General features: G+C 63.2%; 13 protein-coding genes. 4 read left to right on the plus strand and 9 right to left on the minus strand.

Annotated elements, in window-relative coordinates:
- Positions 1-5: 5 nt before the first annotated feature.
- From F757_RS0130240 to F757_RS0130255, 4 genes are read left to right on the plus strand one after another with little or no spacing between them, the layout of a single operon-like run.
- A complete protein-coding gene (locus F757_RS0130240) occupies positions 6-386 on the plus strand; it encodes a (2Fe-2S)-binding protein (RefSeq protein WP_027214595.1) in 381 nt (126 codons plus the stop codon).
- On the plus strand, positions 383-1,816 hold the full coding sequence (locus F757_RS0130245; protein ID WP_027214596.1) for an FAD/NAD(P)-dependent oxidoreductase: 1,434 nt from the start codon (positions 383-385) through the stop codon (positions 1,814-1,816). The genes F757_RS0130240 and F757_RS0130245 overlap by 4 nt, the downstream gene beginning before the upstream one ends.
- Positions 1,809-2,948, plus strand: a complete 1,140-nt coding sequence (locus F757_RS0130250; RefSeq protein WP_027214597.1) for an NAD(P)/FAD-dependent oxidoreductase — start codon at positions 1,809-1,811, stop codon at positions 2,946-2,948. Before F757_RS0130245 ends, F757_RS0130250 begins: the two co-directional genes overlap by 8 nt.
- A gap of 32 nt (positions 2,949-2,980) precedes the next feature.
- Entirely contained in the window at positions 2,981-4,027 is a 1,047-nt protein-coding gene (locus tag F757_RS0130255) for an ABC transporter substrate-binding protein (RefSeq protein WP_027214598.1), read from the plus strand.
- A gap of 77 nt (positions 4,028-4,104) precedes the next feature.
- Here F757_RS0130255 and F757_RS0130260 read toward each other — a convergent pair whose 3' ends face one another.
- The 9 genes from F757_RS0130260 to F757_RS0130305 form a co-directional block, all read right to left on the minus strand.
- The gene (locus F757_RS0130260; protein ID WP_027214599.1) at positions 4,105-4,404 is read right to left on the minus strand and encodes a hypothetical protein; all 300 of its coding nucleotides are present in this window, start codon (positions 4,402-4,404) and stop codon (positions 4,105-4,107) included.
- Between the two features lie 49 nt (positions 4,405-4,453).
- On the minus strand, positions 4,454-5,389 hold the full coding sequence (gene panE, locus F757_RS0130265) for a 2-dehydropantoate 2-reductase (protein WP_027214600.1): 936 nt from the start codon (positions 5,387-5,389) through the stop codon (positions 4,454-4,456).
- A 175-nt stretch (positions 5,390-5,564) separates the two neighbouring features.
- A complete protein-coding gene (locus F757_RS0130270) occupies positions 5,565-6,530 on the minus strand; it encodes a nucleoside hydrolase (protein WP_027214601.1) in 966 nt (321 codons plus the stop codon).
- Positions 6,527-6,916, minus strand: coding sequence for a cytidine deaminase (locus tag F757_RS0130275; RefSeq protein ID WP_027214602.1), 390 nt, complete (start codon positions 6,914-6,916; stop codon positions 6,527-6,529). The genes F757_RS0130270 and F757_RS0130275 overlap by 4 nt, the downstream gene beginning before the upstream one ends.
- 15 nt (positions 6,917-6,931) lie before the next feature.
- On the minus strand, positions 6,932-8,209 hold the full coding sequence (locus F757_RS0130280) for a NupC/NupG family nucleoside CNT transporter (RefSeq protein WP_027214603.1): 1,278 nt from the start codon (positions 8,207-8,209) through the stop codon (positions 6,932-6,934).
- Between the two features lie 76 nt (positions 8,210-8,285).
- Positions 8,286-8,495 (minus strand): hypothetical protein, encoded by a 210-nt coding sequence (locus F757_RS0130285; protein ID WP_027214604.1) that lies wholly within the window; start codon positions 8,493-8,495, stop codon positions 8,286-8,288.
- A 402-nt stretch (positions 8,496-8,897) separates the two neighbouring features.
- The gene (locus tag F757_RS0130295) at positions 8,898-9,530 is read right to left on the minus strand and encodes a response regulator (protein ID WP_027214605.1); all 633 of its coding nucleotides are present in this window, start codon (positions 9,528-9,530) and stop codon (positions 8,898-8,900) included.
- Positions 9,527-11,158, minus strand: coding sequence for a hybrid sensor histidine kinase/response regulator (locus F757_RS0130300; RefSeq protein ID WP_027214606.1), 1,632 nt, complete (start codon positions 11,156-11,158; stop codon positions 9,527-9,529). Before F757_RS0130300 ends, F757_RS0130295 begins: the two co-directional genes overlap by 4 nt.
- The gene (locus F757_RS0130305; RefSeq protein WP_027214607.1) at positions 11,155-13,317 is read right to left on the minus strand and encodes a hybrid sensor histidine kinase/response regulator; all 2,163 of its coding nucleotides are present in this window, start codon (positions 13,315-13,317) and stop codon (positions 11,155-11,157) included. The genes F757_RS0130300 and F757_RS0130305 overlap by 4 nt, the downstream gene beginning before the upstream one ends.
- Positions 13,318-13,438: the final 121 nt, after the last annotated feature.

The raw sequence follows: 13,438 nt of genomic DNA on the forward strand, positions 1-13,438 counted from the left end.
CTCTCATGCCGTCCAACTTGCCGTCGTCGCAAGCTTCACAGCCTGCGTGCGAAGCGCAGTTCGTGCGCGTTGCCGAAACGCGGCGCGACCCGCTGCGCTTTTTTGTCGACGGCCATGAAGTCTGCGCGTTGCAAGGCGACACCTTGCTGACCGCCGTATTGATGCATCAACGCCGCGTGCGCGACAGCGAATTCAGCGGCGCGCCGCGTGCCGGCTTCTGTCTGATCGGCGCGTGCCAGGACTGCTGGATGCGCACCGAAGACGGCAAGCGCGTGCGAGCCTGTTCGACGCTCGTCACCGAGGGCATGCGCGTGCTCACCCGCAGCCGTATTGCGCCGCTTCAATCCGCGAGCGCGGAACTCGCCGCGAGCGGAGACGCGCAATGAGCGACGCACGCCAGGTAGTGATTGTCGGCGCAGGACCGGCCGGCGTGCGCGCCGCCGAAACACTGGTCGCGGCAGGCGTGCGCCCAATCGTGATCGACGAAAACGCTCGCTGGGGTGGCCAGATTTATCGGCAGCCGCCCGCCAACGGCGGCTTCGAGCGCTCCAAAAAAGCACTGTACGGTTTCGAGGCGCGCAAGGCAGACGCATTGCATACCACGATGGCCGCGCTGCTGCCGCACCTCGACTATCGCCCGGACACGCTCGCGTGGGCCTGCGAAGCCGGGCGGCTCGACACGCTTGCGGCGGGACGTGAAACCAGCGTGCCCTTCTCGCATCTGCTCATTGCGAGCGGCGCAACCGACCGCGTGCTGCCGCTGCCCGGCTGGACTTTGCCAGGCGTCTATACGCTCGGCGCCGCGCAGGTTGCGTTAAAAGCACAAGGCTGTGCAATCGGCCGGCAGGTCGTGCTCGCGGGCACGGGGCCGCTGCTCTACCTGGTCGCCTATCAGTATGCGAAAGCCGGCGCGAGCGTGGCCGCTGTGCTCGACACGAGCCCTTTCTTCCGGCAGGTCGCGGCCGCGCCCAGGCTAGCACGCATTCCGTCGACGTTCGCAAAAGGGCTTTATTACGTCGGCTGGCTGAAGGCGCATGGCATACGCATCGAGCGCGGCGTCACGCTGGTGGGCGTTCAAGGAGAGCAAAACGTCGAGAGTATCGCGTGGCGTCCGTCCGACGATAGTTCGTCATCCGAAACAATCAGATGCGATGCAGTCGGGATTGGTTTTGGACTGAAGCCTGAAACACAGCTTGCCGATCTGGCAGGCTGCCGTTTCCGCTTCGACTCGCTCAACCGCTGCTGGCTGCCCGAACTGGATTCAGGCGGCCGCAGTTCCGTGCGCGGCATCTATCTGGCCGGAGACGGCGCCGGCATCGCAGGCGCGGACGCCGCCGAAGTCGCCGGACGACGCGCCGCCCTCGCCTTGCTCGACGACCTCGGCATTCGCCATCCGCGCGGGCCCGGCATGCCCGCAGCGGCATCGCTCCAACGCGAGCTGCAACGTATCGCCGTGTTTCGCGCGGGCATCGAATCAGCGTTCGCGCCGCCCGCGAACTGCGCCGCGCAATGGCCCGACGACATGACCGTGTGCCGCTGCGAAGAAATCGACGCGGGCACCCTGCGGCGCTGCATCCGCGACGGCGAAGCCAACGAGATCAACCGCCTAAAGGCGCTCACCCGCGTCGGCATGGGACGCTGTCAGGGCCGCATGTGCGGCGAAGCGGCGCTGCGACTCCTCGCGCACGAAACCGGCCGTCCTCTTGAAGCGGTGGGCCGCTTGCGCAGCCAGCCGCCGGTCAAGCCGATTCCGCTCTCGCCTGCGCTGTATGCGGACGACGTCGCTGAAGTTCCCGAGGAGGCGCGCGATGAGTGACGCCGTGCATTACGACGTGGCGATCGCGGGCGGCGGGCTCGTCGGTTCATCGGCGGCACTTGCGCTTGCCAGGCGCGGCTTGCGCGTCGGCCTGTTCGAGCGGCGTTTTTGCGGCGCGCAGGCGAGCGGCGTGAATTACGGCGGCGTGCGCTGCCAGGGCCGCCCGGTCGAGCAGATGCCGCTCGCCATGCGTGCGCGGCGCATCTGGAGTCGCTTGCCGGAGTTGATCGGCATAGACGGCGAGTTCACCGTGTCCGGGCATTTACGCCTTGCGCGCAGCGAAAGCGATCTGGACGCGCTCGAGCAATGGGCCGAGATGGCGCGCGAATACGGACTGCATGCGCAATTGCTGAGCGGCGAATCGTTTCGCCGGCGCTATCCGTGGCTCGGTACAGCGGCTATCGGCGGCTCGCTGTGCGCGAGCGACGGTCACGCGAATCCGCGGCTGGTGTCGCCGGCATTCGCGCGCGCCGCGCGTGCGGCGGGCGCAGACGTGCGCGAGCAAACCGAACTGGCCGACATTCGTCACGACGGCAGGCGCTTTCACATGCGCGCGGGCGACACGGACATTAGCGCCGACTGGCTCATTAATTGCGCCGGCGCATGGGCTAACACGGTGGCGGGCTACTTCGGTGAACGCGCGCCGATGAAGCCGATCTACCCGAACATGTGGGTCACTGAACCGCTGCCGCTTTTCATCACGCACAACCTTGGCGTGTATGGCGGCGGCATCTACGCGCGGCAAGTGGCGCGCGGCAACTGTGTCATCGGCGGCGGACGCGGCAGTGGCGACGGCGAATACGGCCGGCCGTCGACGGAAACCACGCGCGCCGTGATGCGCGACGCGTGCGCGTTGCTGCCGCCGTTGCGCGAGGCATTGCTGATCCGCACATGGAGCGGCGTGGAGGGCGAGACGCCCGACAACAACCCGATTATCGGTTCGAGCCGCGCGGTGCCGCGTCTTTTGCATGCATTCGGTTTTTCGGGCGGGGGCTTTCTGCTCGCGCCCGGTGTCGGCGAAGTACTCGCCGATCTCGTCATCGACGGCGCCACGGCCACGCCTCTCGACGCTTTTTCGATTGGCCGCTTCGGGCAGCTTGCTGCTTCGTCTATCGCTTCGAACCACGCCTGAAAACCCACATTCATCAAAGCAGGAGATCAACAATGAAATTGTTCAGGACGATCGCGGCACTCGCCGCATTGTGTGCCTTCGGTGCCGCCGCACCGGCCTGGTCGCAGACAAAAACGATCTATATCGGCATGAATGGCGGCCCAATGGAGAAGGCCTATACGAGCCAGGTGCTGCCCGAGTTCGAGAAGGCGAACAACGTGAAAGTGGTTGTGGTGCCGGGCACGTCGTCGGACATTCTCGCGAAGCTGCTCGCAAACAAGGCGAACCCGCAGATTCACGTGGTCTTTCTCGACGACGGCGTGATGGCGCGCGCAGTCAGCATGGGCGTATGCAAGAAGCTCGACGACTCGCCGGTGCTCAAGGAGCTCTATCCGTTCGCGCGCATGAAAGACGACATGGGCGCCGGCGTGCAGCTCGGCATGACGGGCATTGCGTACAACAAGAAGCTGTTTGCCGAAAAAGGCTGGGCGCCGCCCACTTCATGGATGGATTTCGCCGATCCCAAGTACAAGGGCAAGGTGGTGTTCCAGTCCGCGTCTAGCAGCACGTTCGGTCTGCACGGCTTTCTCGCCATCAACCGTTTGATGGGCGGCAGCGAGCAGAACGTCGAACCTGGCTTCACGAAATGGGCGAGCACGGTGGGGCCGAACGTGGTCGAATACGTGCCGAACTCGGCGAAGATTTCGGAAATGGTGCAGACCGGCGAAGCGGGTCTCTTTCCGTTGACGCCGACCGCCGTCGGCGATCTGTCCGACAAGGGCATTCCGGTCGGCTATGTCAATCCGAAGGAAGGTCCGGTGCTGCTGCTGGTCGACCTGTGCGTGGTGAACAACAGCCCTGACCCGCAGCTTGCGCAAAAGCTTGCACAGTTCCTGCTGTCCGCGCCGGCGCAGACCAAAGCTGCCGAAGCAGGCAAGCAGATTCCGACCAACCGCCTCGCGAAGATGACGCCGGCCATGCAGCAAAGCCTCGGCAATCTGGAAGACCTCGTGCGCAAAGTCACGGTGGTCGACTGGGATACGATCAACGCGCATCGCGCGCAGTGGGATACGCGCTGGAACCGGCAAATCGAACGTTGAACGCGCAGTTCCGACCTGAATAAAAACGCGCGCCTTGCTGTTGCAACGAGACGCGCGTTTTTCCGGCAACCGCCTGCTCAAAAGGCAACCGACACCGCCACTGCAAGCCAGATCGCCGCCACGCCCGCGAGAAACAGATGCCGCGCCACGCGTATTCTCGCGTCGCTGGTTTCCGGCTCGACTGGCGTCGTAGCCACCCACGGCACCAGCCCCAGACAACCGAAGCCGACCAGCGCAAGAATGAACACGACCACATCCGCTGCGCGCCAGCTCGTCGGCTCATACATTCCCCAATAGCCGAGAAACGCGATACCGATCGAAAAGATAGTGGCCGACGCAGCGCTGAGCGCAGGCACTGATCCGATTGGAGCCGGCATGTTCACCTCCGCTCATGGAGCGACGACTCAGAACTTATCGCCCGTTGCTTCAGGACGTGCGCGTTTGCCTCGCTTCGTAAGTCTTCAGATGGCTATAGGCGATACGCAGTAGCGACAAACTTTGCTCTGTTTTTTGCGCCTCGCCGCCGCGCGAAATCAGGTCGCCGAGAATATGATCCGCCTCGGTGTGCGAATGGTTTTCAACGTCGCGCAACATGGAGGCCGTGAGCGGCGACGGCGTGAACAGCGTTTGCGTGGCGCGCACATCGAAATCCGGGGCCATCACGAAGCCGCTGTCTTGCGCAACCGCGCGCGCTTCGCGCAACAGGGTTTCGATCACGCGCCTGCCGTCCGGCGCGGCAAGAATGTCGCCTATGGAGCCGCGCATCAGGCACGTGCTTGCCGCGAGCGTGGCAAGGAACACCCACTTTTCCCACATGCGCAGCAGGATGTTTTCGCTGACGGCCACGTCGAAATTGGCATCGGCCATTGCGTCGGCGATCGCCTGCACGCGTTCGGAAACGCCGCCCGCCAGTTCGCCGAACGTTACCGCGTGCATGTCGTTCAGATGCACGATCTGCTGGTCGGCGTTGAGCGTCGCGGCTATCACGCATTGGCCGCCGAGCACGCGCGTTTCGCCGAACTTCTGCGTGAGCACGTCGATATGACGCATGCCATTGAGCATCGGCAAAATCAGTGTCGATTCGCCGACGAGCGGTGCAAACGAATCGATTGCGTCGTCGAGACTGTATGCCTTGCAGCTCAGCAGCACGACGTCGAACGGTTCGGCGCTCACGCCGGCCAGGATAGTCTTGACGTCGCGCAGCGTGAGGTCGCCGCGCGGGCTCCTGATCACCAGGCCGTCACGCTGAAGCTTTTCCGCCCGCCCCGCGCGCACGAGAAAAGTCACGTCCTGTCCCGCCGCTGCGAGCCGTCCGCCGAAGTAACCGCCCACGGCGCCTGCGCCTACAACCAGAATCCGCATCTTTGGCCTCTCGAATGAATGTGGTCCCTCGAAGCAATGTAGCAAAGATTGGCGCACTACATCGGACAGGCACGCAGGCGGAGTCCTGGCGCGCCCCGTGACGCCGCCTGCTTCACGATGCGCGGCGCTCGCGTGCCTGCGCCCTGCGTCCTGCGTTACCTCATCGCCCTGGCAGTCACGGCTTCGCGCAAAGCGTTGCTTCGTAAAGCGCGAGCATGCCGGGAACGTCGACGCCTACACATACCTTGCATGGAGGCCGCTCGTCCCAGGCGGGCGCGGGCACCGGCATGGTGGAGGGCTTCTGGATGGTCTGGCCGACTGCGATGCCCTCGGTCAACACCCGCACAGGACCGCTGCGCGTGGTGTATAGATGCGGCGCCAGCACATACGCCACTGCCGACGAGTCGTGCACGTAAATGCCCTTCAGTTGCGCGCTTTCCTGGTGGAATGCCTCGTAATGCCTCGACACGTCCCACACGAAGCGGCCCGCCGCACCGCCGCGATCGCGGATCGACGCGAGATAGTCCTGGCTCATCACAGTGCGCTGCGTGACGTCCAGCCCGACGATTGTTACCGGCCAACGCGCACCGAATACGATGTCCGCGGCGTCCGGGTCGCCCAGAATGTTCGCCTCGGCTGCGGGCGTAACGTTGCCGGATACGCCGTCGGTGCCGAACGCGCCGCCCATGATCACCACCTGCTTCACCAGTGGCGCAATTTGCGGATCGTCGGCGAGCGCGAGGGCGAGATTGGTGAGCGGGCCGACTGCCAGCAATGTGACCTCGCCAGGATGCGCGCGCACGGTGTCGATAATGAATCGGTGTGCGGGCCGCGAATCCAGCGGGGCGGCGGGTGAGTCGTCCAGCACCATGTTGCCAAGGCCGTTGTCGCCGTGAATCCATGAAAGCGGCTGCGGCGCCGCGCGTTTGAGCGGCGCGCCGGCACCCTGCGCGACCGGCACGCCGGGCGCGAAACGGCCCGCCAGAAAACGCGCGTTATGCGTGGTCGTTTCGATTGTCGCGTTGCCGAACACGGTTGTCAGCCCGAGAAGTTCGATATCCGGATGCAGCGCCTGGAATACGAGCGCCATTGCATCGTCGACACCCGGGTCGGTGTCGTAAATCACCTTGTGCGTGGTCATAGATAGAAGGCGTCCGGCAGTTGTTCGCGCGCGGTCGTGTCGCGCACCGCGCCGTGCAGGTTGCCAAGGCGAATCGGCAGCTCTGGGCCGCCCAGTTCGATGATCACCTGGCGGCACGCGCCGCATGGCGCAATCGGCCCTTCCGTATCGCCGATCACTGCCAGGGCGGCAAACTGATCGCGCTGGTAGCCCGCTGCGATTGCGCTGAAAAACGCGGTACGTTCAGCGCAATTGCACAAACCGTACGACGCGTTTTCGACGTTGCAACCGTCGAACACCTGTCCGTCTTTAGTGAGCAAAGCGGCGCCCACCTTGAATTTCGAATACGGCGCATAGGCCTTTTCTCGTGCAGCGCCGGCGCGCTGCAGCAGTTGTTCCATGTCCATACAGATATCCTCGACTCAATTGAGCGTAATGAACATGCCCGCGATAGTCGCGCTCATCAGGTTGGAGAGCGTTGCCGCGAGCACCACACGCAAGCCGTAACGCGCAACTTCCGCGCGGCGTTGCGGCGCGACGGCGCTAAAGCCGCCGGTCAGCACGGCAATCGACGCAAAGTTCGCAAAGCCGCATAACGCAAACGACAGGATAGCAAGGGTGCGCGGATCGAGCGCGTGCAGGCCCGCCGCGCTCACGCTCGCGGCATCCTTCAGATACGGCGACAACGATGCATACGCAACGAACTCGTTGAGAATGATCTTCTGACCGAGAAAGTTGCCGGCAATCGCCGCTTCGCTCCACGGCACGCCGATCAGCCAGGCGAGCGGTGCAAACACCACGCCCAAAATAGATTGCATGGACAGATCCGGGCGGCCGAACCACCCGCCTATTCCGCCCACCAGTCCGTTGAGCAACGCAATGAGCCCGACGAACGCGATCAGCATGGCGCCCACCATCACCGCGATCTTGAGCCCCACCGTGGCGCCCGAACTCGCGGCTTCGATCACGTTCGCGGGACGCTTCTCGTCGAAGCTGAGATTGTCGAGATGGACGCGGCTTGCTTCCGTCGACGGATGAATGATCTTGGCGAACAGCAGTCCACCGGGCACCGCCATGAACGACGCCGCCAGCAGATATTCGATCCGCACGCCCAGTCCCGCATAACCTGCCAGCACCGAGCCCGCGACCGCGGCCATGCCGCTCGACATCACCGCGAAGAGTTCGGCGCCCGTCATGTCGCGTGTAAACGGTTTGACCACTGCGGGCATTTCGCTTTGCCCGAGAAAGATGGTGGTGACGGCGGAAAACGATTCGAGCTTCGACACGCCGAGCAGCTTCTGGAAAACCGTGCCGAGCACGATCACGATCCAGCGCATGACGCCGAGGTAGTACAGCACGGAAATCAGCGCGGTAACGAAGATGATGGCCGGCAGCACGCGCACCGCGAACACGAAGCCCCCGTTGCCGAATACCTCGAACATCTTCGCCTGCACGAGTCCGCCGAACAGGAATTCAATGCCGGCATTTCCATAGCCAAGCACGTTGTTCACGCCGGCCGCCGCGGCCGCAAGAATCGTCTTGCCAAGCGGCACGAACAGAATGAAGGCGCCGATACAGATTTGCGCGAGCAATGCGCTGCTTACAGTCCGTAAGCGAATGGCGCGCCGGTTAGTGGAAAAGATAAAGGCGATCAGCAGCAATACGGCAATGCCGAGCAGGTTGCGAGCGATGAGTGCCATGTCTCAAGTTCTTCATATGAAAGTGGCACCGATGCTAAACCAAACCGCTGGGAGAGAGAACGCTTTGAAGACCGAATTAGTGTGATTTGGAAAAAAATACGACAGCGCCTTCCTCGGGCGTGAGCCCAAGACTGAAATAACCTTCGAGCCGTTCGGCATCGGCGTCATTCAATTCGAATGGCGCGCGAATGAAACCGGACACGACGGCATGGTCGTACCACACACTCATCCACATACGCAGCGCCAGCACTTCCGGCGATACCCAACCCCATTCCTGCTGGGTCATGATCCTGCCTCCGTCACACAGCTTGTGGCCCAGGCGGCCATCGTGGTTGCCCTCATGGCAGGCCGCTCGTCAGGGGGAAACACGTGCCAGAAGCCGTCGCCGTGTCGAAAGAAAAATAGCGTGAGCGCACCTGTCTCGCGCCGTGCCTCGACACAGACGCAGCGCCCCATGCCTCGACGCGCAGGTGCCTGCAACTGAATGCGTGTGGACGCTGCGCCCGTCGCGTCAAGCCATTTCTCGATGAGTTCGCGCAATGATCGCTCTGACGCCGCCATGGCTCCTCCGCCGGTTCCCATCATGCATCGTAGGAGCGCGGTGGCAATGCTTCCATCGGCAGCGGCGGAATGTGGGTTCAGGATTGCCTGCTTTGCGATTCAGGTTTTCCTGACGCGTCAGTATTGCCTATTCGGCCACCAGACCGTGCCGGATCGCGTAGCGGATCAGGTCCGCATTATTGGCAAGCCCGAGCTTCTGCATGAGCCGCATCTTGTGCGTGCTAATGGTTTTCGCGCTGAGCGCAAACGCGTCTGCGATTTCATTCAGGCTCTTGCCGAGCGCAAGCATTTGCAGCACCTGGAACTCGCGGTCCGAAAGAATTTCGTGCGGCGGCGCGTCGCCCGAATAGGTTTCGAATACGATTCCTTCGACCAGTTTAGGGTCGATGAAGCGGCCGCCCTCCGCCAGCCTGCGAATTGCCGCGAGCAGTACGTCCGGGTTGCTGTCTTTCGTGACATAGCCCGTTGCGCCCGCACGCAGCGCGCGCGAGACGACCTGTGCCTCGTTATGGATGCTCAGCACGAGCAACGGCAACGACGGACGCTCGGCGCGCACGCGCCGGATCAGGTCCACGCCGCTAATGCCCGGCATTGTCATGTCGAGCAGCAGCAGATCCACCTGACAGGTGCGCAGTTTCTCGATGACTTCCGAGCCTTGCGCTGCTTCCCCCGCCACCACGATATCGGGCGTGGTCTCGATGATCTGCTTGAGACCTCCGCGCACCAGCGGGTGATCGTCGGCAATCAAAAGGTTGATCATGTCTGAAACCCGTTGTGAAGCGGTATATGGATCGATACCGAGGTGCCCGTACCCGGAGCGCTGTCGATCAGCAATGTGCCGCCGATCAGACGCGCCCGCTCGCTCATGCCGAGCAGCCCGTATGAATAGTCCCTGCGCGCGGCCTCCTGATCGAAACCGCAGCCGTCGTCGCTGACGTGCAGATCGAGTGCCGTCGGCGTGCTCGTCAGCGTCACGTCCGCGCGCGTCGCGCGGGCGTGGCGCGCGACGTTGGTGAGCGAAGCCTGCACGATGCGGAACATCGCGGTTGCGTGCGCATCCGAAAGCACCGGTTCGCCGCCGTTCAGCCGGAACTGGCAGGCCAGCCCGCTGCGCCGTCCGAAATCGTCGACAAGCCATTCGAGCGCGGACACGATACCGTAGTTGAGCGCAGCAGGCCGCAAATGGCTCGCGACATTGCGCACCATCCATATCGTTTTTTCGACCAGCTCGCGCATATCGTCAGCCCGCCTGGCCACCTCCTGATCGCCCGGAAGACGCATCTTCAGCAGCGAGACATCCATCTTCAATGCGGTGAGAAGCTGGCCCAATTCGTCATGAATTTCCATCGCGATGCGCTTTCTCTCTTCCTCGCGAATGGCCTCCATATACGCGGACAATTCACGCAATTGCTCGCGCGACTCCACCAGTTCCTGCTCGATCCGCTTGGGCTCGGTAATGTCGTTCAGCCCGACGAAGATGGCCGGCGCGTCGTCGTACGTTGCGACACGCGCGGTTGCCATGGCCCAGAACACGGTGCCGTCGGGGCGCCTGAATTTCACCTCGGTGTTGCGAAAACTGCCTTCGTGGCGCAACTGCTCGACAAGCCGGTCGCGATCCGCGGGGTCCGCATACAGCTCGCCGATATTGGCCACATGCGTGGTCACGTAGTCGACGCCGAACAGTTCGCGCAGCGGCTTGTTCGTGTACAGAATGTCCCCTTCGGGCATCGACGTGATGCAAAGCGGCACCGGGCTCGTCTCCACGATGGTGCGAAAGCGGAACTCGCTCGCAAGGAGCTGCGCTTGCGCGCGTCTGCGTTCCTCGATTTGCGACTGCAGTGTGGCATTGGCCCGCGCAAGTTCGTCGGTGCGCTGCGCGACGCTTGCCTCGAGCCCATCGCGTACCCGCGACAACGCGGCCTCGGCCCGCTTACGCACCAGTACCTCTTCCTGCAACTGGCGGTTCTGCGCCATCAGCTTCTGGTGCATGCCTCTTAGCGCGAGATGGGTGCTGATGCGGGCCATCATTTCGTCGACATGCACGGGTTTGGTCAGATAATCGACACCGCCCGCCGAGAAGCCTTCGACCATGTCCTCGCTGCCGGTGAGCGAAGTCATGAAAATTACTGCGATATTGCGCGTGCGCTCATCGGATTTCAGGCGCCGGCAGGTTTCGAAACCATCGATGCCGGGCATTCGCACGTCGAGCAGAATCAGATCGGGCTGCGAGAATTGCGCGCGCTGGATCGCCTCGGGACCGTCGAGCGCGACCAGCACCCGGAAGCCGCGCGCGACCAGGCTTTCCACGACGACAGCGAGATTCGCAGGGTTGTCGTCCGCGATCAATACGGTGGGCGATTCGTCGTCGGGCAGGGACATCTCGTTCATCGGACCGTCCTGCCTTCGAGTTGCTCCTCGACCAGATGCAGCAGCGCCTTTGACTGATAGCCTTTGGCGAGCGAAAGAATGCGCGTGGTGAACGCCTGATAATGCGGGTCGTGCTTCGCGACGCGCTGCGCCCACAGCGCGATTTCCTGCATGTCGCCAAGACGGGCGAGCAGGTGCAATTGCTGCAGTTCCCTGTGGGGCACGGCCGCAAGCGCTTCGTTCGACACCTCGGGCGCGCGTTGCACCTCTTCTGCATGCGCGTAGGTCCATTCGAGATCGAGCAAACGCGCAATCTGCGCGAGCAGTTTGTCGAAGTCGATCGGCTTGGGGAGAAACGCATTGGCGCCCGCCTGCAGACTGCGCTGTTCGTCGGCACCCGAGGGACTCGCGGAGGTCGCAATCACCGGCACCTGCGCAAAGCCGGGAATCTGCCGCAATCTGCGGGTCGTTTCGAGTCCGTCCATATCCGCCATCACGATGTCGGTCACGATCAGCGCCGGGCGCTCGCTCAAGGTCCTGGCCAGCCCCTGCCGGCCACCTGTCGCCTCGACGATCTCAAAGCCGAGGCGGCCGAGAAAATCGACCATTACCGCGCGGTTCATCGCGACGTCGTCGATTACCAGCACCTTGCGGCGCGCTCCCTCGTAACCGGTCGTCATGCGTGGCTCGGCGACTGCAGCGCGCGCGGCAGGCGGCGCGCCCGCCGCAGCCTCCAGTTCGAACCAGAATACACTGCCGCGGCCCGGCTGGCTCTGCAAATGAATTTCGCTGCCCATGGCGCGAAGAAACTGCTGACTGATAGTGAGGCCGAGCCCTGTGCCGCTCGTGCCGCGTTCCGTATGCACGATCTGTTCGAACGGCTCGAAAATGGTCTCGAATTGACCCGCGTCCATGCCGATGCCGGTATCTCGCACTTCAAAACAGACCTTGCCCGTCGCGCTCATCTCGATCAGCAGACTGACGCCCCCCTGATCCGTAAAGTTGAATGCGTTCGCAAGCAGATTGAGCAGCACCTGACGCAAGCGCCGCTCGTCCGCGCGCACGGCGTCGGGTACATCGGGAGCAACACGCCAGACAAAATCGACGTGCTTTTGCGCCACCTTCACTTCGATGATCTCGCGGATCGCGTCGAGCGTGCCGGCGAGCGGCACGTCGTCCATCTCGATGCGCAAACGGCCCGCTTCTATTCGGGCGAAATCCAGTGCGTCGCCAATCAGTGCGAGTAGATGTTCGCCGCTGCGTTGAATGACGCCAACGCCTTCGCGCTGATGCGCGCTCAGGCTGGCGTCGCGCCGCAAGATCTGCGCATAACCGAGAATCGCGTTCAGGGGCGTGCGCAATTCGTGGCTCATGTTGGCGAGGAACTCGCCTTTTGCGCGGTTTGCCGCCTCCGCCGAGCGGCGTGCTTCGCGTTCCGCCGCCGCCTCGCGCTCGTCGAGATACGCACGATGCAGCCGTGCGCCCATCGAATTGAACGCGGTGACCACGCGCTCGAGTTCGTCGGGTTCGCGCGGCGCGCGCCGGTTCAGCTTCAAGGGCTCGGCCGGCTCGCGGAAATCGTAGTCTTCGGCAGTTTGCGCGAGCACCGCCAGATGACGCGTGACGAGCCGCGTCAGGATGTAGAAGACAAACAGCGAAACCAGAAAGATGTTGGCGGCCTGAGTGACGAGAATGAGTAGTGCGGTGTGGGTCAGATCGTCGTACAGATCGGTCAACGTTGCCTGCACATACAGCGTGCCGATGCGTTCCTCTCTGTCCAGCACGCGATGCACGAGCGGGTATTCACGCGCTATGGCAGGGCCGCTTGCCCACTGGCCCGCAGACACCAGAAATGGGGCCGCGCCGCTGCCGGACTGTCGCACCTGAGCCGTGCTGACATCCGCCAGGCGCACAATGCCGCCGAGTTCCAGCCGCAGTTGCGCGTCGTCGAGCCGCCATAGGGCCTCGCCGAGGCTGTCGCGGTAGCTTTTGTCGATGTCCGCGAGACGGTTCTCGATTAGCGCGATGCCCGCGCTATAGTCTCGCTCTATCTGCAGCGCGGTCAACAACAAGGTGAGCACGCAACTAAACAGAATGGTGATGGCAAGAAGCCGGAGCACGACACTGTGCCGCAACCGCCTGAGCGGATACCGCCACTCTCCCTTGAGGTTGACAGCCATATTGCCCCCGCGAGCATGGTGATGTCAGTTCGTAATGCACGCGTTTGGCATGCGACTGCGTTTTTTCGGCACGCGCGTTCGAGAAACGGCCAATGCCCGGTTATGACGCCATGCGAGAGCG

The sequence above is a fragment of the Burkholderia sp. WSM2232 genome (assembly GCF_000472545.1).
Lineage (GTDB): Bacteria > Pseudomonadota > Gammaproteobacteria > Burkholderiales > Burkholderiaceae > Paraburkholderia.

Bases quoted from the DNA above. Each gene is read 5' to 3' on its own strand.
- F757_RS0130255 (WP_027214598.1), top strand. From the start codon at position 2,981: ATGAAATTGTTCAGGACGATCGCGGCACTCGCCGCATTGTGTGCCTTC.
- panE (WP_027214600.1), bottom strand. From the start codon at position 5,389: ATGCGGATTCTGGTTGTAGGCGCAGGCGCCGTGGGCGGTTACTTCGGC.
- F757_RS0130250 (WP_027214597.1), top strand. From the start codon at position 1,809: ATGAGTGACGCCGTGCATTACGACGTGGCGATCGCGGGCGGCGGGCTC.
- F757_RS0130240 (WP_027214595.1), top strand. From the start codon at position 6: ATGCCGTCCAACTTGCCGTCGTCGCAAGCTTCACAGCCTGCGTGCGAA.
- F757_RS0130270 (WP_027214601.1), bottom strand. From the start codon at position 6,530: ATGACCACGCACAAGGTGATTTACGACACCGACCCGGGTGTCGACGAT.
- F757_RS0130285 (WP_027214604.1), bottom strand. From the start codon at position 8,495: ATGACCCAGCAGGAATGGGGTTGGGTATCGCCGGAAGTGCTGGCGCTG.
- F757_RS0130295 (WP_027214605.1), bottom strand. From the start codon at position 9,530: ATGATCAACCTTTTGATTGCCGACGATCACCCGCTGGTGCGCGGAGGT.
- F757_RS0130280 (WP_027214603.1), bottom strand. From the start codon at position 8,209: ATGGCACTCATCGCTCGCAACCTGCTCGGCATTGCCGTATTGCTGCTG.
- F757_RS0130260 (WP_027214599.1), bottom strand. From the start codon at position 4,404: ATGCCGGCTCCAATCGGATCAGTGCCTGCGCTCAGCGCTGCGTCGGCC.
- F757_RS0130305 (WP_027214607.1), bottom strand. From the start codon at position 13,317: ATGGCTGTCAACCTCAAGGGAGAGTGGCGGTATCCGCTCAGGCGGTTG.
- F757_RS0130300 (WP_027214606.1), bottom strand. From the start codon at position 11,158: ATGAACGAGATGTCCCTGCCCGACGACGAATCGCCCACCGTATTGATC.
- F757_RS0130275 (WP_027214602.1), bottom strand. From the start codon at position 6,916: ATGGACATGGAACAACTGCTGCAGCGCGCCGGCGCTGCACGAGAAAAG.
- F757_RS0130245 (WP_027214596.1), top strand. From the start codon at position 383: ATGAGCGACGCACGCCAGGTAGTGATTGTCGGCGCAGGACCGGCCGGC.